Genomic DNA, 20,719 nt, shown 5'->3' with positions numbered 1-20,719 from the left:
AAACAGGCAGGAATTAAGGCGAAAAAATAGTCGAGTGTTCACTATTTAAATGGATAACAGGTGATGTATTTATCAGAATGAGGTTTTTTAGGCACAAAAAAATCGGCTATTAAGCCGATTCTGAGGAAGGTTTTGTGAATTGTGCGCTGTAATATGTGCTAGAAATAATGCTCTAGATTGGAGCTTAACCGACCATCGCTATGTGGCCGTGATGAAGAATAGCGTTCGCGTTTACCATTCTGTCATGCATCACCTTAATAGAGTCACCAAATCGAAGTCCTTTTGAAGGGGTAAGTAAGAACTCTTCTAGGTCTACAAAAGCACATAGGCTCGCACACTCTCCCACTTCTAGTACGATGAAGTAACCTAAGCTATGCTCGTTACTCATTTGTACTATGTCCCCTTCTTGAGGGTGTTCATGGCCTGTACCTTGTGAGTCGAAAAACCAACTCTTAGGCTGCACAGGCTTGTGGAAGCGCTTTGCTGCCACACAATAAAGTGCAAGTTCAGCTTGACGAGGCTCAGACAGTTCTAAGCCAGAAATTTGTTCTTTGAAGGTTTGGTATGAGGATGCGTCATCAACGGTGAATTCATTATCTCTAAACGCGCAGTCCACCAGCTTATTGCGGACCAGATTCGTTTTGAAAATCATATCCTCTCCGAGGCTTAGCATTAATGAACATTGCTGCTCATCGTAATACCAATTCCATGTATCGCTAGGTTTAAGCATCATTTCGTCTCACACTGTTGAACCATTCCATTAGGTAAAACGCAAAATTACCTTCAATTACAGTAATTTTACTGAGCAATAGGCAAAAAAAAAGAGGAAATGAATTCCTCTTTCTTATCGCTTTTCTCTACAACTCATTGAGTTACAGTGTCTCTTTTAGTAAGACGATACCGGATTATAGCCTTTGACTACGATCGATTTTACGAACTATAGATTTTTGACAATATCGCCTACAAGACCTGGGCCTTTATAGATAAAGCCAGAATAAACTTGGACAAGTTTAGCACCTGCCATCATTTTCTCTTTTGCTGCGACATAAGAGTCAATGCCACCTACCCCAATGATCGGCAGTTTGTCACCAAGTTCTTCGTGAAGTTTACGAACCACTTCTGTACTACGAGATTGAACTGGACGCCCACTAAGGCCACCCGCTTCATCGCAATGCTTCATGCCTTCAACAATTGAACGATCCAACGTCGTGTTGGTTGCGATCACACCATCAATCTCATTTTTGACCAATGATTCACAAATTTGTTTAATCTCGTCGTCGCTTAGATCCGGAGCAATCTTAAGAGCAAGAGGAACATACTTGCCATGCTTCTCCTCCAGTTCAGATTGTTTCGCTTTAAGTTCAGACAACAGATCGTCTAGAGCTTCACCGTATTGCAGAGAACGAAGTCCAGGAGTATTTGGTGAAGAGATATTCACAGCAATGTAACCCGCGTATTGATATACCTTCTCCATACAAATCAGGTAATCTTCTGCGCCCTTTTCAATTGGTGTGTCTTTGTTCTTGCCGATATTGATACCTAAGATGCCGTCGTAGTTTGACTTCTTAACGTTCTCAATCAGATTGTCGACGCCTAGGTTATTGAAGCCCATGCGGTTGATGATACCTTCAGCCTCAACAAGACGGAATAAACGAGGTTTGTCGTTACCCGCTTGTGGACGAGGAGTAACAGTCCCGACTTCAACGAAACCAAAACCCATTGCGCCAAATGCATCAATACATTCGCCGTTTTTATCTAGGCCAGCAGCAAGGCCAACTGGGTTTTTAAAAGTAAGACCCATGCATTCTACAGGTCGGTGAGGTAACTGTTGGCGATACAAAAGATCAATAGGTGTGCCTGTGAAGCGTTTGAAATTTTGAATTGCAAGATCATGTGCCTTTTCGGCATCAAGTTGGAAAAAGCCAGTTCTGGCTAGACGGTAAAGCATTGTGCCTCCGATAGAAAAAAGCCCCGTGTAAACGGGGCGATATTATTTACTTATTTACTCAACTATTCAATCTATTACTGTCTGTAGGGGTAAGATAATCGAGTTTGTTAGCGAATGAGGTTCTTTATTAAGCAAACGATACCGTTTCTATAAACACTCGCTGAGTTTGAGTATCATTCACCCTACTACTTCACTTTGTTCCCTTTAACCTAAGCATAATCACTCAATCAAATGAGTAGTTCGACTTTTCCAAACAAAAAAGGCAGACCTTATGGCCTGCCTTTGTATTATCGTCTTTATCTAATCGCTAATCTTTAGACATGCAATTAAGATTTAACAGCATCAATTCACGCAATGCCACTGAGAACTTAGCAAACTCGTGAACCGAACCTACTTTGAATTCGTTCAAGATACTTTCCCAGCGATGTAGAGAAACAGAGTTATTTTCCATCCAATCATCAAGCGCTTTAATCACATCGATGTCCGAAGCACAACCACAGTTGAGTACTTGGCCAGTTAACTGACGTTGTTGCCAATCCAGATCTTCTCTGAATGCTGCACGCGCCAGTGCTTGCCAGTTGTTGTCTACAGCTTGGCCATTGATTTGCTTCAAGAACCAGTGCAATGACAAACGGTCGCCAAGGTTGAAGTAAAGCTTAGACGCTTGTTGTACTGTTTTACCGGTTTCACGAGCTACTGTGGATATATCCAGCGCTGAGTATAAGCTAGACAAACGTGCGACTGAATTAGCCAGTTCTGCATTCACGCCCTGGTCAATCCACACTTGAGCCATTGCTTGATGCTCTTCTACTTCTGAAGCCACAAGATTTTCATCCAGATTCTCAGTTATCGTAACTACATCACCTTGGTATAACTCAATCAATGCATTCACCGATTGCTTACCTGTACGATTTCTTAGCAACCAACGAGCGAGTCGACGAAGAGTACGGCGTACATGGTAAAGCAACTCGTATTGAGCTTCAGAGCTTGAGATGTTATCGAGTTCACGAATACTCTTAAGCACCTGACCTAAACCGTAGATTTCGCGAGATGCTGCGTAAGCATTAGCGATATCTACAATATTTGCGCCCGTCTCTTCTTGCAAGCGAGTCACAAAATTGCATCCCATTTCGTTAACCATTTGGTTAGCGAGTGCAGTCGCAATGATTTCTGCACGCAATGGATGGTTATCCATATGCTGAGAGTAGTTACGACGTAACGCAGTTGGAAAGTATTGCATCAACTGTCGAGCATGGAACTCATCATTCGCAATATCATCACTCACAAGATCTTCTTTAAGTACCATTTTACCGTAAGCAACAAGTACAGAAAGCTCTGGTCTTGTTAGGCCTTGACCCTGCTTTTCGCGCTCAAGCAATGTTTCGTCATCTGGGATATATTCCAAACCACGATCCAAGTACCCTGCTTTTTCCATTGTGTGAATAAAGCGGATTTGCTCTTTGACTAAGCCAACACCTTGGTGCTCAGTAACCGAAATAGATTCGGCTTGGCAGTATGCGTCGTCTAGTACGATTTCGCCTACTTCGTCTTCCATAGACTCAAGAACTTGGTTACGTTGTTTGACGGTTAGATCACCATTAGACACCAAACCATTCAAGAAGATCTTAATGTTAACTTCGTTATCCGAGCAGTCTACACCACCAACGTTATCAACGAAGTCAGTATTAACTCGACCGCCCGTTAGAGCATATTCAATACGACCCAATTGAGTCATACCCAAGTTCCCACCTTCGCCAACAACCTTGGCCTTTAGGTCGCGACCATCGATACGTAGAACGTCATTTGCACGGTCACCTACATCAGTATGAGTCTCGCTTGAAGACTTAACATAAGTACCAATACCACCGTTCCAAAGTAGATCAACGTTCATAGACAGGATCGCTTTGATCAAGTCATTTGGTGCCATTGATGCTTTCTTCGTGCCCAGCATTTTCTGTATTTCAGGTGTCAGAGAGATAGACTTCGCTCGGCGAGAGAAGATGCCACCACCTTGAGAAATCAGGTCTTTATTATAATCTTCCCAGCTTGAGCGAGGTAGATTAAATAGACGATCACGCTCTACCCAGCTTGACGCTGATTCTGGGTTAGGATCAATGAAGATGTGCATGTGGTTAAACGCAGCTTGTAAACGGATGTGCTTAGATAACAGCATGCCGTTACCAAACACGTCACCAGCCATATCACCAACACCTATCGCAGTGAAGTCTGTGGTTTGACAGTTAATACCCATCTCACGGAAGTGACGCTTAACCGATTCCCAACCACCTTTTGCTGTAATCCCCATGGCTTTATGGTCATAACCATTAGAACCACCCGATGCAAACGCGTCTCCTAGCCAGAAGTTGTACTCTGCAGCAACTGAGTTAGCCAGATCTGAGAATGTCGCGGTACCTTTATCCGCAGCAACAACTAAATATGGGTCGTCTTCATCATGACGAACGACGCTCTTAGGTGGGATAACCTCACCCTCGATGATGTTGTCTGATACGTCGAGTAATGCACGGATGAAGCGCTTATAACAACGTTGACCTTCAGCGAAGATTTCATCACGGCCAGACATCATATGCTGACGCTTACAAACGAAACCACCTTTTGCACCAACGGGCACAATCACCGTATTCTTAACTTGCTGTGCTTTAACTAGGCCTAGAATCTCCGTACGGAAATCCTCTTGACGGTCTGACCAACGTAAACCACCACGCGCAACTTTGCCGCCACGTAGATGCACACCTTCAATGTCCGGTGCGTAAACGAAAATCTCAAATACAGGAACCGGTGCCGGGATATCTGGAATCTCACTTGGTCTCATTTTCAGAGCCAACCAAGGCTTAGATTGCTTATTTTCATCTACTTGGTAGTAGTTAGTACGCAGCGTGGCAGTGATCATTTCCATGTAGCGACGAATGATACGATCATCATCCAAGCTTTCTACGTGATCCAACTGCTCAGTGATCTTCTTGATAAGATCTTGTTGGCCCTTCGCGCTACCCTTGAGTTTAGGATCAAAACGCTTGCCAAATAAGCTGACTAGACCTTTTGCTAAATCTGGGTAATGAGACAGTGTGTCTTCAATATATTGTTGACTGAATGGGAAGCCAACTTGGCGCATGTAGCGTGCATAAGCACGTAAAATTGAAATTTCACGACCAGAAAGACCCGCGCCTAGCACCAAGCGGTTGAAACCATCGCTGTCTAACTCGCCCGCCCAAATTGCCGCAAACGCTTGTTGGAAAAGATCACGAGCTTCACGAAGATCAATTGTCTTGTCACTCTTATGCAGCATTGAGAAATCCAAGATCCAATATGTCACACCATTGGTTTTACGGACTTCATATGGAGATTCACCGATAACGCGCAGGCCAAAATTTTCAAGCATTGGCATTACATCTGAAAGGTGGATTGGCTCATCACTGTGATAGAACAACTTCAAACGAACGGCTTTTGAATCCGCCGCTTCTTCCTGAGGACGGTAGAAAAGCATACCCAGTTTGTTGTCTACACTTAACGCTTCTAAACGTTCGATGTCAGCAACAGCTGAGCCTGGCATCATGTCCTCTTTGTACGAACGTGGGAATGCACGCATATACTCTTTCGACAATGGAAGGCCTTTGCTTTCACCAAAGTTTGCAATGATTGATTCAGAGAGACGGTCATCCCATGTAGACGATACTTCCATTAAATTTTGCTCAATTGTTTTCACGTCCACATCCATGTTGTTGTTATCAACACGAACAATATAATGCGTTCTCGCCAGTGGGCTTTCAGAGAAGTATGTTGTGAATTCCACTTCCTGCTCACAACCAAAGTACTGCTTCAAGATGCGTTGTGTTTGACGGCGAAGCTCAGTGTTGTAACGATCTTTTGTTACGTAAACCATACAACTAAAGAAACGGCCAAACGGGTCTTTGCGAACAAACAAGCGCAGAAGATCACGATCTTGCATTTGTACGACACCAGTGCCCACTTCGAGTAGCTCTTCTTCTCGAGCTTGAAGCAATTCATCTCGTGGGTAGTTTTCAAGAATATTGTGCAGTGCTTTGTAAGAATATGAACCCTCACGGTAACCACTCGCGTCTAAGATACGCTCTACTTTTTCACGAACTAGAGGAATACTTTCAACGGTTTGGTTATAAACGGCTGAAGTGTAAAGGCCTGTAAAGCGGTGCTCGCCAATGACCTTACCGTTCTTGTCGAATTTCTTAATGCCAATGTAGTCATTGTAAGCTGGGCGATGAATGCGAGAAGCCGTGTTACCTTTAGTTACGATAAGTACATAAGGTTTTTTCGCTTCTAGACGTGCCGAGTCAGAAAATTCAGACAGCTTAACATTGCGAACGCGATCTGAATTTGCGAACAAACCAAGGCCTTGCTCTTTAGTCGGTTGCAATTCAGTGTCGCCATTCACAGAAACAAGGTCATATTCCTTGTAGCCCATAAACGTAAAGTTGTGCTCACCTAACCAACGAAGAAATGCCAATGTTTCATCAAAGCGCTGGCTGTCGACAGGAATGGTATCTTTCTGCTCTTCAACTTGGTTAGTAACTTCTCCAAGTCTTTCTACCATTTTCAGCCAATCGTTAACAACAAGCCCAGTGTCGGTAAAAATATCCAGCAGTTCCGTTTTGAGCGCTGTCATTTCAGCTTTGCTGCTAAGACGGTCAACTTCGATATGGAAAAGCGATTGGAATGCACCTTCGTTATTGCTAACGCCGACAACACTGCCCTTATCAGAGCGAGATATTTGAGTTGGGTTGTGAAGCATAAGGTGAGAAGAAAGATCGAGACGGGTTAATGCCATTTTTACTGAATCAACCAGGAATGGGCTGTCTGGTACTACAATCTCTACGATTGTGTGAGTAGACTGCCAACCTTGACGACTTACTGTTGGGTTAAATACTCGAACAGAGATTTCGTCGGCTTTTTTTTCATTGATGTGATGCCATAAGCTAACTACAGCACCATATAAATCGGATTCGTTTCTCTGAGTCAAGTCGTCGTGAGAAACATTACTAAACAAGTGTTGAGCAAGTTGAGTTACGAGAGGTCGATGAGCAAGGTCAAGTTTGTCTTGAATCAGTTTGTAAACTTTTTCAAGTAAAACTGGAACCACAGTTTCACGTGCGGTCATAGTCACACTCCACAATTAGAATTATATTTTATTATTAGGGGGATCACTTAATCTGGTGTTTGAAACTCGCTGTTGAGCGCTTTTCTACTAACGAGTTAAGTAAAGGTAATGCATTCATTTATTGTAAAAGCATTATTGAAAAATAGTTAATTGTTTTGGAGGTGGTAGGAGGTGAAATGTTTGATTATGTGATTAAGATTCCTTTTAACTCACTAGGCATGCCAAGCTTTACAGAGCTTCTAACTTAATAAACTTATTTTTTTGGTCAGTTGTCAGTCTAAACCGCCCTCTAACACCTATTTGTGTAAGAAATGGTCTGAATCGAGTTGCAGGTAACTGTAGACGTAAACCTGTCGTTGTTATCACTTGAACTTTGCTTGCCGCCCCAGAATAACTCACCAAGAATTGCTGATACGAAATGTTAAGTTGGAAAATATAGTGATTCATACGATACCTGTATAAATATACAGTGCCGGTGTTTTTTGGCACAAATGGGTTAAAATTAGCAAAGTGTTAGCGCTTATAGCTATGTTCGCACATGCCTATGTTCGTATACGTCTATGGTCCATATACTATGTTTAAGATTTAAAACGACATTTAGGCCTCTAACAAACTGAGTAACATTGAAAGCAAAAAATCAGTGACAGATTCCTCTGTCACTGATTTAGTTTACCTGTTTTATCGCTTAACTTAAGCCTCTAGTGCTTTATTCACTTTTTCAAACAGATCTTTAGCTAAGTTATCCATGTTCTTGAGCGTCTCAAGTTCTTTTATGATCAAAGCTTGACGCTCATCGTCGTATTTACGGAACTTAAGCAGTGGGTCTATTAAACGCGACGCCACTTGCGGGTTGCTGCTGTTAAGCTCGCGTAAGATTTCACCAGCAAACGCATAACCTTGACCTGACTTGTCATGGAATTGAACCGGGTTCATATTTAGGAATGAGCCAACCAAATTACGGGTACGGTTCGGGTTCTTCAAACTGAACGCTTGGTGCGACATCGACGCTTTGATCACGTCAAGCGCGCTTGCACTTGGGTTTGTACCTTGCAAGGCAAACCATTTGTCCATAACAAGGCCATCGTGTTTCCACTTGTCACTGTAATCTGCCATCAAGGTTTCACGACATGCTAGCTGTGCACTGTTGGCCGCCCCCATTGCAGCCATAGTATCTGTCATGTTGTTTGCCTGTTGATACATAGTCACAACCAAATCATTACCCTGTTCAGTATGAGCTAAGTAACTTAGGCAAACTTTACGCAGAGTACGCTTACCAATCGAATCATGATCAATTGTGTATTCAGTTAATGCATGACTGTGATAAACCGCAGACAGTTCATCTTCCAACTCTTTCGCTAATGTCACTTTCATCGCATTTAATACCGACGCAACTGCATCGATATCGACGCGATCATACCAACCAGAAACTTCGTTGTGACTTGGCAATGAAAGCATCTCTGCAATAAATGCAGGCTCCAATGAGTCACTAAGCAATACTCCACGGAACGCATCTACAACAGAAATTGAAAGTTCAAACTCTTCACCTTGTTGAACTCTTTCAACGTTACTGCGGATGTACTTAGCCAGTAGCATTTGACCCGCATCCCAACGAGAAAACTCGTTGCGAGCATTAACCATCAAGAAGATCAGCTCTTCATCTGAGTAATCGTACTCAAGTTTCACTGGTGCAGAGAATTCACGAAGTAATGATGGGATCGGTTGCTCAGAAACGTTTTCAAACACGAAAGTCTGTTCCGCCTCTTTCACATCTAGCACATTGTGAACTGACTTTCCGTTACGTTGTAACTCAATCACATTACCCGTAGCTGTGTACAGTTCTATATCAAAAGGAATATGTAGAGCTTGCTTTTCCGTTTGCTCATGAGTTGGAGCCGTTACTTGTCGAGTTGTTAACGTGTACTGTTTCTTCTCTGCATCGTAATGGCTTTCAACCGAAAGTGTCGGCGTACCTGATTGGCTATACCATAAACGGAACTGAGACAGATCAACACCCGATGCATCTTCCATTGCCGCTACGAAGTCTTCACACGTTGCTGCCGTGCCATCGTGACGTTCAAAGTACAACTTCATGCCTTTTTGGAAACCTTCCTCACCCAACAATGTGTGGATCATTCGGATCACTTCACTGCCCTTTTCGTATACCGTTAATGTGTAGAAGTTATTCATTTCTATCACTTTTTCTGGGCGAATTGGGTGAGACATTGGACTCGCATCTTCAGCGAATTGTGGCCCGCGGATAATACGAACATTGTTGATACGATTTACTGCGCGAGAGCCAAGATCAGAAGAGAACTCCTGGTCACGAAACACCGTTAAACCTTCTTTCAAGCTTAACTGGAACCAATCACGACAAGTAACTCGGTTACCCGTCCAGTTATGGAAGTATTCATGACCGATTACTGCTTCAATACCAAGGTAGTCTGTATCTGTTGCTGTTTGGTCATTAGCTAAAACGAACTTAGAGTTGAATACGTTCAAGCCTTTGTTTTCCATCGCACCCATATTGAAGAAATCAACGGCTACGATCATGTAGATGTCTAAGTCATACTCAAGATTGAAACGCTCTTCGTCCCACTTCATGGAGTTAATCAAAGAAACCATCGCGTGGTTTGCGCGGTCTAGATTGCCTTTGTCGACAAAGATTTCTAAATCAACATTACGACCAGATTTTGTGGTGTATGCGTCACGAAGTACATCGAAGTCACCCGCAACTAAAGCAAACAAGTACGCTGGTTTTGGATGTGGGTCTTGCCATTTCACCCAGTGACGACCATTTTCAGCTTCGCCTTGATCTACTCGGTTACCGTTACTGAGTAAGAATGGATTCTCTGCTTTGTCCGCAATGACAGTTGTCGTGAACTTAGCCAGAACATCTGGGCGATCCATGTAGTAAGTAATACGACGGAAACCTTCAGCTTCACATTGAGTGCAGAAAGCACCACCCGATTTGTATAGGCCTTCAAGCGCACTGTTCCCCTCAGGGTTCACCTCAGTCACGATGGTCAACGTAAAGTCTTTCGGTAAAGCGTTCAGAATAAGCTGAGTTTCAGATAGCTCGTACTGAGTCCACTCGTTACCTTCAACTACAACAGAAACCAGCTTCAAGCCTTCACCATCAAGTACTAAGGTCGAGCTATCTCTCTCTTGCTTAACACTAGACACCGCCGTAATGATGGATGCTGAATCGTACAAATCGAAAGTAAGGTCGATTTGAGAAATAGTGTGAGATGGTGATTGATAATCTTTACGATACTTGGCTTGAGGTGTATGTGCCATGACGGGTTCCTTTTGATCGTTATACGTAATTTTTCTTAACTGTATATATCTAAAGGTTGAGCGCCAAGAACACAAGAGGAAAGTTAAAAAAAGAAGGCATTGTTGGAAAATGCCTCCATGTTTTGCTATTTTTTCAATCAAATCAGAAAGGAACGCCTAAGAAATGACCTGCACACCATATTATCAACGAACGGCGTTTTACAAATAAACCGAATACTTATCGAATACGATTGAGCACCGCAAACATATCTCCCTCTTCACCTTGAAGGGTCAACACATCGCTATTTAGTGTGTAACGCGTACCGTGTTCACCATTTTCATATAAGAGCACCAACTGATCACCCTCTGTGTAATAAACACCACGACGAACCACTTCACTGCCCACTTCATCGGATACTCGGAACATAAATACAAAGTCAGGTTGAAGTACTAAATCCATTTTTTGAATGTTACTTGCCCGCAAGTCACTACCTGAAAGTTCGGCACTTGACCAAATCCCAGCCAAGGCGTTTGGCAACGCTTTGGTAAACATAACACCATTAAGGTTCAGCATATTGTGATTACTGCTATAGGCGTAAACCTGAGGTTCTGAAGTATTCAAACCAAGGATGAGCGTATCTTCATTGGCGTTATACAAACCTTCCCAATGGTCAACGCTGTAGTCTTTCTTCTGAATATCAATGGTGAACGAGTAATTAGAATCAAGGGTCAATTTGATCGCCCTGAAATTTTCAGTGCCTTGATCTGGTTCCGGATTCATTAAATACCAATCACCAAGCAATAAAGGAAGATCAAAATGGGATAGATTACTGTCGCTTTTTGATTGTTGCGTGCTTGAAGCAACCTCGCTCCCAAAAGCAACAAAACTTACACAAGATAAAAATAGTAGAATCCATTTCATAAACGTCCCCTCGTTTTCTTTAAGCTTAGGCACGTAATGAATAGAAAGCGAAAAAATACGATCCAAGTCACTAAATTTTAAATGCGAAGTAACTTAAATGTCATTATTAAACGCAAAATAGAGCTAGATACCCTGAATATTGGATGTGTTTTGCGTCGATCCCGACCGATACGGTCAAATATTTCTGTCAAATATTAGGTATAAAAAAAGCGAGCCTAAGCTCGCTTTTTAAATTATGTATCTTTAAACAATCACCTTTGATAGGTAACTGCTCTACTTTTTGATCATATCCAGCATGATAGCAACAGACTCATCAAGGTAAGCATCGGGAGCTTCGTAGTCTTTAGGAATATCATCCAACGTTTTAAAAGCTTCTTGCTTAGCAGCCTTTTGACGTTGATTAATACGTTCTAAGCGGAGTACATCTGCTTCATCGCTTTCTTGCTGACGAATCTTTTCATTAAGAGAAAGGTCGTTATCATCTTTATCTGCTTTATACTTTTCAATATCTTGTGCAATAAAGCCAAACTCCATGTCAGTCGCGATACGAGCTTGGTGTTGAGCGGTTAAAGCTGCAACTTTTTCATCGTTACGCTGTAACACTGAGTAATTCGCTTTATCGATACTATCCCAAGGCAGAGCGTTATCTTCAACACTTTCCCCAGTATCTGCCGGGTCAATTGGCGTTGGGTAAGCAATATCAGGCACTACACCTTTGTTTTGCGTACTGCCACCATTGATTCGGTAGAATTTCTGGATTGTGTATTGAACGTAACCCAACTCTTTATCGAACAAATCATAAATATGATTCAAAGAGCGATGCTGTTGCACCGTACCTTTACCGAAAGAGTTTTCACCCAAAATGATTGCACGACCGTAATCTTGCATCGCGGCTGCAAAGATTTCAGATGCTGAAGCACTATAGCGATTCACCAATACCGTCAACGGACCTTGGTAACTGATTTGACCATCAGTATCGCTGTTCACTTTGACACGACCGTAGCTATCACGAACCTGGACAACGGGGCCCTCTTTGATAAACAACCCAGAAAGTTCGGTTGCTTCAGTGAGTGCACCACCACCATTATTTCGAAGATCGACAATGATACCATCGACACCTTGCTCTTTAAGTTCGGTGATCAGTTTATCGGTATCTTTAGATAGACCAACATAGAAACTTGGTACTTCGAGTACACCAATCTTCTTGCCATCTTTCTCGATGACTTCTGATTTAACAGCTCGGTCTTCTAAACGAATCTTATCGCGTACAATTGTGACAACGTGACTTTTTGCATCTTTACCATCAGGCAAAATCTGTAGCTTAACTTTGGTCCCTTTCGGGCCTTTAATCAATTGCACTACATCGTCTAAACGCCAGCCGATAACATCTACTATCTCTTCGCCATCTTGACCAACACCAACAATACGATCGCCATCACTTAGTTGTTTGCTATTTGACGCTGGGCCACCAGCAACTAATGAGCGAATAATGGTGTAATCATCTGTCATCTGAAGCACAGCGCCAATACCTTCTAAAGATAGGTTCATCTCAGATTGGAATTGCTCTGCATTTCTTGGAGAAAGGTAACTGGTGTGCGGATCAACTTCACGCGCGAATGCGTTCATGTAGATTTGAAAAGCATCTTCATTGTGCGATTGCGTAATACGCTTCATCGCATTGTTGTAACGCTTTTCCAAAACTTCTTGAATCTCTGGCCACTCTTTACCAGTGAGTTTTAGATTCAACGCATCGTATTTAACGCGTTTTCTCCAAAGCTCATTCACTTCAGCGATATCTTTTGGCCATTCAGCTTCACTACGATTGAGTTCAATACTTTCATCGGTATCAAACTTAATCTCTGTATCAAGCAAAGACAATGCATATTGAAAACGTTCAAAACGCTTCTGCATAGACAAATTATAAACATCAAATGCAATCTGGTTATTGCCTGCTTTCAACTGATCATCAATTTGTATGGATGAAGCAGCGAAAGAGTCAATATCAGCTTGAGTGAAGATATTACGATTATAATCCAGCATCTCTAAGTAACGATTAAAGATAGCTTGAGAGAAATCATCGTTGAGATTGAAGTGTTTATAGTGAGAACGAGTAAATCGAGAAGTAACACGTTTACTAGCAGTTTCGTGTTGGACCTCAGGAGCGAGTAGAGGTAAATCGTCCTGATCTAATTTGGCTTCGAGAGCCTGAGCTGAAGCTGCTAGCCAAAAGCTAGCAGCAATCAGTGTCAATTTTGAACGGCATTTCATGCGTAGGAGTATCTCCTTTAAGCGCGCAAGTGCTCCGCTTTAACAACCATTTGTAGGCCGTTTGCTAACTGAACACGCACATCTTCCTTATTGATTTCAACAATGGTCGCAGCCATGTTTCCTTTACCCATGTTCACATTTACTTCGTTGCCAGCGACAAATTCGTCAGCGTTCAAAGCGCGTGTTTCAACAGGCTTTTCTACTTTTGGAGCTTTAGGCGCTTGACGACGAGGCTGTTGAGCTTTCTTCGCCTTAGGTTTCGCTTTGCCTTCTTCACGAGCTTTCTGTGCTTGTTCTTTACGACGAGCTTGCACTTTAGCTTTGCTTTCTGCAAGTGTAGCTTTAGCGTGCTCTACATGCTCTTCTTCTAATGTGCCACACGCGTTGCCGTCTAGGTCAACACGATCTGCGCCAGCTTTTACGCCGTGCAGGTAACGCCATGATGATGTGTACTGTCTTAACGCTGCACGAAGCTGAGTCTTACTGACTTTTTCGTCTTCATTTAGACGTTCAGCAAGATCTTGAAAAATACCAATTTTAAGTGGTTTTGCTTCACCTTCTAGAGTAAAGCATTTAGGGAAACATTCAGCAATATATGCGATAACTTCTTTGCTGTTTTTTAACTTTTCAGTGTTTTCCATGTGGGTTCCTGGTTTTTGCGGTTTTCCGCGAGCATTAAGAAAATATTTTTACATATTATAGAGAGATGCTTGGGAAAAACCACAGTAAGAGAATAATTTATGCCTTGTTCGCGTGCGAATTAAGCAGCTTTTCCACTTCTGCCATGAAAAATGTCAATCCGTCTTCGTCTATTTGCGAAAAACGACCAACATTTGGGCTATCTATATCAAGAACGCCCGCTACTTTTCCGTCAATTGAGAACGGAATAACGATTTCTGAGTTACTCGCAGCATCACAAGCGATGTGACCTTCAAACTCATGAACATCATGAATGCGTTGAACTGTATTCGTCGCAACCGCAGTTCCACACACACCACGCCCTACAGGAATTCGCACACAAGCAGGTTGACCTTGAAAAGGACCAAGTACTAGTTCGTCTTTTTCCTTAGCTTGGTCTTGCTTTATTAAATAGAAACCCGCCCAGTTCAATTCATCCAATTCCATAAACAACAGTGAACTTATATTAGCTAGATTAGCAGTTAGATCGGTTTCTGATTCAATTAATGCAACAGCTTGTTTGGTTAAGCGTTGGTAATGTTCTATTTTCATATTAGCTTCCAATTAAATTGAGACTTCCATTATCAAGAGAACGCAGTAAAATGCGGCCATCAAACTAAATAGGACTTATTCTCATTACAATGAACAATTCAGAAGACACTATTAGCCGTTCTTGGTTAATAACTCAAGTAAAAAAACACAAGTCCAAATTACTGTTTGCTAACATTATTGCCATTTTTGCAACTCTCATTAGTGTCCCTATCCCGTTGCTGATGCCACTAATGGTTGATGAAGTTTTACTTGATAAGCCGGCCTCTGGCTTAGAAATGATGAATCACCTGCTTCCATCATCGTTACAAACACCCACAGGTTACATTGCGCTAACTTTGCTGTTAGTCATCCTCATGCGAACGACCAGTCAAGCATTGAATATTCTGCAGGGACGTCAGTTTACGCTTGTATCCAAAACAATCACCTACCAAATGCGTAGTAAGATGATAGATAAGCTTGGGCGAATCAGTATTCGACAATACGAGACCAAAGGCAGCGGAGGTATTAATGCTCACCTAATTACAGACATAGAGACCATTGATAAGTTCATTGGTTCTACCCTATCTAAATTTATCATCAGCTTTTTAACTGTGCTCGGAACGGCGATCGTTCTACTGTGGTTAGAATGGCGACTAGGTCTCTTTATCTTACTGGTCAATCCTGTTGTTATTTATTTTTCTCGTAAACTAGGCAGCAAGGTAAAACACCTTAAGAAGTATGAAAATCAGTCTTTCGAACATTTTCAAAACCGCTTAGTAGAAACCTTAGATGGCATTTATCAGCTACGAGCAGCCAATAAAGAACGAATTTTCCTAGATGAACTTAAGGTCCAAGCGAACCAAGTAAGAATCGATGCCGACAAGTACGCATGGCAATCTGAAGCTGCAGGTCGTGTTTCATTTTTGCTGTTTTTACTAGGCTTCGAGCTTTTCCGTGCGGTTGCGATGCTAATGGTATTGTTTAGTGACTTAACCATTGGTCAAATATTCGCGGTATTTGGTTACTTATGGTTCATGTTAGGTCCCGTCCAAGAATTGCTGGGAATTCAATTCTCTTGGTATAGCGCCAAAGCCGCATTGCAACGTATCAACGACTTACTTCAATTAGAAGAAGAAAAACGACCGATAAGTAAGATCAATCCGTTCAATGAAGATAAAGAAGTGACAGTAGACATAGACAACGTTACATTTTCTTACACATCAGAAAACACTGTTTTAAATAAACTATCGCTGCATATTCCAGCAGGTAAAAAAGTCGCTTTAGTCGGCGCTAGTGGTGGTGGAAAATCAACACTAATCCAACTGCTCATTGGGGTTTATCAGGCAGATTCAGGTTGTATACGCTTTAACGGTGAAACCACCGATGACATTAGCTTTGACGTAATTCGAAGTCAAATTGCCGTTGTTTTACAACAACCTATACTCTTTAACGATACATTGAGGCATAATCTGACCCTTGGAGCCGAATACGATGAAATGTCGTTATGGCGATCTCTAGAAGTTGCTCAAATGCAAGACGTGATCAAGCAACTGAGTAATGGTCTTGATACTCAAATAGGCCGAAATGGCGTTCGCTTATCTGGCGGTCAAAGACAACGCCTAGCCATTGCCCGCATGGTGTTGAGTAATCCGAAGTTTGTTATTCTTGATGAAGCAACATCGGCATTAGATACTGCAACAGAGGCGGCACTACACAAAGCATTAAGCGAATTTTTGAAAGATCGCACAACTTTGATTGTGGCTCATCGATTATCAGCGGTGAAACAGGCCGATCTAATCTATGTTTTAGAAGACGGGCAAGTGACACAAACGGGAACACATGGTGAATTGGTTGAACAGCAAGGACTATATCAAACACTCTATGGCAGTGTGCAATCGCACGCCTGATGTATGTTGTTCCGAGCGTTTAAGTGAAATAAAAAGCCTGGCTTACGTTTCAACTTGGGAGGTCGCGTGACCTCCCCATCATTAACTACCCCTTTATCAACTCAACACCAGTTGTCAACTAAATCTCCGTTAACAGCTGAATCTTCGTTAACAACCGAGCACCAGTGCGACAGCAGCTCCGTACGTCTTTGTCAGGGTTGCGAACTCCCGGTTGATAAAATGGACATCCCACACGGCAAATCCGCGTACTGCCCTAGATGTGGCACCCAACTTTATCGAGGTGGTACACCGAGTCTTTCCGGAAATCTAGCAATCGCCATCACTTGTCTGTTGCTGTTTATCCCTTCTCACTTTTTTGAATTCATTAGTATCCGTCTGATTGGGGTGATGATTCCAGCTACATTGCCATCCGGTGTATTTACGTTAATGGGAGAAGGCTTCCCACTACTTGGTTTACTAATATTATTCTGTAGCTCAATAGCACCGTTACTGGTGTGCAGTTCTGTACTCATCACCCATGTATCACTACGTTTTAAGATTTTTGTGCCATTTCGCTATTCGCTAGCGATTATCCAAACCCTTAAACACTGGATGATGTTAGACGTATTCTTGGTAAGCGTCGCGATTTCCTGTTTCAAACTACAAGATTACTCTGACATTTTTGTCGGCCCAGGATTGATAGGTTTAATTCTATTGCAGTTGTGTAGCGTGTTACTGGTAAGTCGTATTAGTGTGAGACGTTATTGGGAAGCATGGGCCAAAGAGTCAGACTACGCGTTCGCCGAGAGTAAGAACGTTCATTGTCATAACTGCCACCTATCTCAACCTGATGGACATGCTTGTGTGCGTTGTCATCATGAGTTGTATCACCGTAAGCCCTACTCTGTACAAAAGACGTGGGCGTTGTTGTTTGCAGCGACCGTCGCCATCATACCGGCAAACGTCATTCCAATATCGATCCTGATTACCAACGGACAAAGACTGGAAGATACGATTCTATCAGGCGTTGCTTCACTAATTAATAGCGATATGTATGGCATTGCAGTGATCATTTTTGTTGCCAGTATTGTCGTGCCTGTGGCAAAAATTCTTGGCCTTGCTTACATCCTAATTTGTATTCAAACGAAGCGCGCGGTCTACCACAGACAACGTATGACCATCTACTTTATTGTTAAATGGGTGGGGAAATGGTCCGTAATGGATCTGTTCGTTATTTCGATCATGATGACCTTGGTCGACCGTGGGCAAATTTTAAATTTTACACCAGGTTATGGTGCTGTGGCTTTTGGCGTCGTGGTTGTTCTCACGATGTTGGCAGCTGAAAGCTTAGATCCTAGGCTAATTTGGGATAACTACACCTCTAAAGATGAGTCAGTGAATGAACAACAATAACCAATCACAAACGTCATATTCACCAGAAGTCAGGAAAAACAAGGGCATCTCGCCTTTGTGGATTCTTCCTATTTTGACTGTCGTGCTCGCCGGTTGGCTGGTAATGAAGTCAATACACGATGCTGGTCAACGTGTGCAAATCTACTTCTCAGACGCTGCGGGGTTAGTCGCAGGACGCACAACCATTCGATACCAAGGCTTAGAGGTCGGTATGGTTCGTGACATCACATTATCTAAAGACCTATCTAATATTTACGTTGATGCTGATATCTACCCTGAAGCTAAAAAGTTACTGTCGAAAGGCACGCGCTTTTGGTTAGTGAAACCAACGGCGAGCTTATCCGGTATCTCTGGGTTAGATGCGCTGGTGTCCGGTAACTATATTGCGATTCACCCAAGTGAAACCAAAGAAGAACCTGAAACCGTATTTCATGCATTGGAGTCATCCCCTTCCGATCTCTTGGCGTCTGAGGGGCTTAACATCTCTCTTACAACTAAAGATCTCGGCGGCGTGTCTATTGGTTCTCAAATAGTCTATCGCAAGATTCCAATTGGTGAAGTCTACAATTACCAGCTCAACGACAACGCGAAATCAGTGACAATTCAAGCTGCAATTAAAGATGAATATAGCCACATAATCACTGATCAAAGCCGTTTCTGGAATGTAAGTGGCTTGGGGGCGAGTATTGGTTTCTCTGGCGTTGATGTTCGCTTAGAAAGCTTAAGTGCTCTATTAGGAGGCTCAATTGCGGTTGATTCACCTGGAGAAGGTCAACCGGTCGAGATGAACACCAAATTCAAGCTCTACCCTGATTTGAAAACTGCGGGTCGTGGTATTTCGATCCAAATCGCCGTTCCGGACGACAACAAGATCAGTGCGACTGGCGCTCCAATCATGTATAGAGGCATTGAAATTGGACAAATCACCAACTTATCTTTGAGCGAAGGTCGCGAACACGTGATTGCTTCTGCTGCTATCCAACCTGCATTCAGTGACTTTTTAAACAGCGGCAGTAAATTCGTTCTAGAAGAAGCGGAACTGTCGCTAACAGGGATGAAAAACATCGCGAATTTGGTAACCGGCAATTTCCTTACCTTGGTACCCGGTGAAGGTGACAAGGCTCGCAAGTTTACTGCTATTCGTAAGAATGAGTTCAGTCAGGAACAGGAGAAGTCGGTCTCGATTCGTCTAACGTCGAACAATTCATTTGGTTTAGATGTTGGAACCCAGTTGTTATACAAGGGAATCGCTGTGGGCTCTATCATTAACGTAGGGTTAGTAGAAGGTGTCGGTACTGGAAGCGACAAGCACGAAGTGTTCATGGATGCTTTAATCGACAACGAATACTCTCACTTGATTAAAAGCCACAATCGATTCTTTGTTACAGGCAGCGCGACTGCAGAACTAACAGAGTCTGGATTAAGTGTAACAGTACCACCTGCTAAACAATTACTGTCAGGCTCCATCAGCTTTGTGAGCGAAGGTAAAAACCAATCTCGCACCCATTATCAACTATTTCAAAGTAAATCATTGGCAGAGATAGCAAAGTTCAATCAGACTGGTTCAAAAACATTGTCATTGTTTGCTAGTGAGTTACCTTCAATTTCCAAAGGAAGCCCACTGCTCTATCGTAATCTTCAAGTCGGCAGTATCTCAGATTTCCAACTCGCTGATGGCGGCGTAAGAATTAAAGTTACGATTGAAAACCGCTATACGCACCTAATCAACAAGCATACTGTTTTCTGGAACCGATCTGGTGTAGAAGTAGATGCGTCTTTGGCTGGGATCAGTATTAAAGCTGCACCGGTAAAAACACTGATTCAAGGTGGTATCGCCTTTGATTCGTTACCTGGAATCGACAACAAACTAGGCGACGTATGGAAATTATACAACGATTCGAAGTCAGCTCGTAAATTTGGTCGTGCCATTACGATTACTTCTGCAGGCGATCAAGAAGTCAGCAAAGGTACTACCATCAAATATCAAGGTGTCACAGTTGGTGAAGTGACCTTAGTTATTCCTAACTTTAACAAAGGTGGCATTGAGATTACGGCTCGCATTTTACCCGAGTATGTCGACAAAATTGCGGTCGCTAACAGTCATTTCTGGCTCGCAGAACCAGAGATTGGGTTGAATGGTATTAAGAACGTTTCCGCATTAATATCCAAATATATCAACGTCGAACCGGGCCAAGGTGAAAGAAAAACGAAGTTCAAACTGAGCAAAGGGCCTGTCCAGCCAGAAGGAAAGATATTCCAACTGCAAAGTGAAACACGAGGGTCTGTATCGGAAGGAACGCCTATCTTATTTCGTGAGTTAGAAATAGGTACCGTTATAGATGTCCAGCTCGGCGAATTTGCAGACCGCATTATCTCAACGATTCAAATTAAGCCTGAATTCGCATACTTGATCCGTGCAAACAGTGTATTTTGGAACGTTTCTGGTGTAGATGTTTCTATTGGCCTCACAGGTGCAAACATCAAAGCTGGGACCGTTGATAGCCTAATCAGAGGTGGGATAACTTTCTCAACGCCACCAACGAATGAACTACAACCTTTGGCAAGTGAAGACCAGTCTTTCTACTTATATCCGCAAGCGGAAGATGAATGGAAATCATGGAGAACGGCTATACCAAAGCCATAAGCCG

The 20,719-nt window shown here is 42.6% G+C and carries 12 protein-coding genes; 3 read left to right on the top strand and 9 right to left on the bottom strand.

Annotated elements, in window-relative coordinates; genetic code table 11:
* Positions 1–184: 184 nt before the first annotated feature.
* The 9 genes from SJY39_RS21880 to SJY39_RS21840 form a co-directional block, all read right to left on the bottom strand.
* Complete coding sequence (locus SJY39_RS21880) at positions 185–733, bottom strand: cell division protein ZapC (protein WP_016767709.1); 549 nt, start codon at positions 731–733, stop codon at positions 185–187.
* A gap of 204 nt (positions 734–937) precedes the next feature.
* Positions 938–1,948, bottom strand: a complete 1,011-nt coding sequence (pyrD, locus tag SJY39_RS21875; RefSeq protein ID WP_010440770.1) for a quinone-dependent dihydroorotate dehydrogenase — start codon at positions 1,946–1,948, stop codon at positions 938–940.
* A gap of 307 nt (positions 1,949–2,255) precedes the next feature.
* Positions 2,256–7,097, bottom strand: coding sequence for an NAD-glutamate dehydrogenase (locus tag SJY39_RS21870; RefSeq protein WP_016783652.1), 4,842 nt, complete (start codon positions 7,095–7,097; stop codon positions 2,256–2,258).
* A gap of 228 nt (positions 7,098–7,325) precedes the next feature.
* Positions 7,326–7,544 carry a DUF2835 domain-containing protein gene (locus SJY39_RS21865; protein ID WP_010440766.1) on the bottom strand — a complete coding sequence of 73 codons (219 nt, stop codon included), beginning with the start codon at positions 7,542–7,544 and terminating at the stop codon, positions 7,326–7,328.
* Positions 7,545–7,787: 243 nt separating this feature from the next.
* On the bottom strand, positions 7,788–10,394 hold the full coding sequence (gene pepN / locus SJY39_RS21860; RefSeq protein ID WP_016792149.1) for an aminopeptidase N: 2,607 nt from the start codon (positions 10,392–10,394) through the stop codon (positions 7,788–7,790).
* Positions 10,395–10,611: 217 nt separating this feature from the next.
* On the bottom strand, positions 10,612–11,295 hold the full coding sequence (locus tag SJY39_RS21855; protein ID WP_010440762.1) for a hypothetical protein: 684 nt from the start codon (positions 11,293–11,295) through the stop codon (positions 10,612–10,614).
* A gap of 273 nt (positions 11,296–11,568) precedes the next feature.
* Positions 11,569–13,563 (bottom strand): carboxy terminal-processing peptidase, encoded by a 1,995-nt coding sequence (prc, locus tag SJY39_RS21850; RefSeq protein ID WP_016767706.1) that lies wholly within the window; start codon positions 13,561–13,563, stop codon positions 11,569–11,571.
* A 17-nt stretch (positions 13,564–13,580) separates the two neighbouring features.
* A complete protein-coding gene (gene proQ / locus SJY39_RS21845; protein ID WP_010440758.1) occupies positions 13,581–14,204 on the bottom strand; it encodes an RNA chaperone ProQ in 624 nt (207 codons plus the stop codon).
* A gap of 97 nt (positions 14,205–14,301) precedes the next feature.
* Positions 14,302–14,793, bottom strand: coding sequence for a GAF domain-containing protein (locus tag SJY39_RS21840; protein ID WP_010440756.1), 492 nt, complete (start codon positions 14,791–14,793; stop codon positions 14,302–14,304).
* 89 nt (positions 14,794–14,882) lie between these two features.
* Between SJY39_RS21840 and SJY39_RS21835 the strand changes: the two genes are divergently transcribed.
* The 3 genes from SJY39_RS21835 to SJY39_RS21825 are packed head-to-tail and all read left to right on the top strand — an operon-like array spanning position 14,883 to position 20,715.
* Positions 14,883–16,679, top strand: coding sequence for an ABC transporter ATP-binding protein (locus SJY39_RS21835; protein WP_010440754.1), 1,797 nt, complete (start codon positions 14,883–14,885; stop codon positions 16,677–16,679).
* 54 nt (positions 16,680–16,733) lie between these two features.
* Entirely contained in the window at positions 16,734–18,071 is a 1,338-nt protein-coding gene (locus SJY39_RS21830; RefSeq protein WP_029189206.1) for a paraquat-inducible protein A, read from the top strand.
* Positions 18,058–20,715 (top strand): MlaD family protein, encoded by a 2,658-nt coding sequence (locus tag SJY39_RS21825; RefSeq protein ID WP_010440750.1) that lies wholly within the window; start codon positions 18,058–18,060, stop codon positions 20,713–20,715. The genes SJY39_RS21830 and SJY39_RS21825 overlap by 14 nt, the downstream gene beginning before the upstream one ends.
* Positions 20,716–20,719 lie beyond the last annotated feature (4 nt).

Source organism: Vibrio sp. R78045 (assembly GCF_042466085.1).
GTDB classification, from domain to species: domain Bacteria; phylum Pseudomonadota; class Gammaproteobacteria; order Enterobacterales; family Vibrionaceae; genus Vibrio; species Vibrio cyclitrophicus.
The sequence above is the reverse complement of the archived record's forward strand: the minus strand, read 5'-3'. Positions and strand labels throughout refer to the sequence as shown.

Bases quoted from the DNA above. Each gene is read 5' to 3' on its own strand.
- SJY39_RS21880 (WP_016767709.1), bottom strand. From the start codon at position 733: ATGATGCTTAAACCTAGCGATACATGGAATTGGTATTACGATGAGCAG.
- pyrD (WP_010440770.1), bottom strand. From the start codon at position 1,948: ATGCTTTACCGTCTAGCCAGAACTGGCTTTTTCCAACTTGATGCCGAA.
- SJY39_RS21870 (WP_016783652.1), bottom strand. From the start codon at position 7,097: ATGACCGCACGTGAAACTGTGGTTCCAGTTTTACTTGAAAAAGTTTAC.
- SJY39_RS21865 (WP_010440766.1), bottom strand. From the start codon at position 7,544: ATGAATCACTATATTTTCCAACTTAACATTTCGTATCAGCAATTCTTG.
- pepN (WP_016792149.1), bottom strand. From the start codon at position 10,394: ATGGCACATACACCTCAAGCCAAGTATCGTAAAGATTATCAATCACCA.
- SJY39_RS21855 (WP_010440762.1), bottom strand. From the start codon at position 11,295: ATGAAATGGATTCTACTATTTTTATCTTGTGTAAGTTTTGTTGCTTTT.
- prc (WP_016767706.1), bottom strand. From the start codon at position 13,563: ATGAAATGCCGTTCAAAATTGACACTGATTGCTGCTAGCTTTTGGCTA.
- proQ (WP_010440758.1), bottom strand. From the start codon at position 14,204: ATGGAAAACACTGAAAAGTTAAAAAACAGCAAAGAAGTTATCGCATAT.
- SJY39_RS21840 (WP_010440756.1), bottom strand. From the start codon at position 14,793: ATGAAAATAGAACATTACCAACGCTTAACCAAACAAGCTGTTGCATTA.
- SJY39_RS21835 (WP_010440754.1), top strand. From the start codon at position 14,883: ATGAACAATTCAGAAGACACTATTAGCCGTTCTTGGTTAATAACTCAA.
- SJY39_RS21825 (WP_010440750.1), top strand. From the start codon at position 18,058: ATGAACAACAATAACCAATCACAAACGTCATATTCACCAGAAGTCAGG.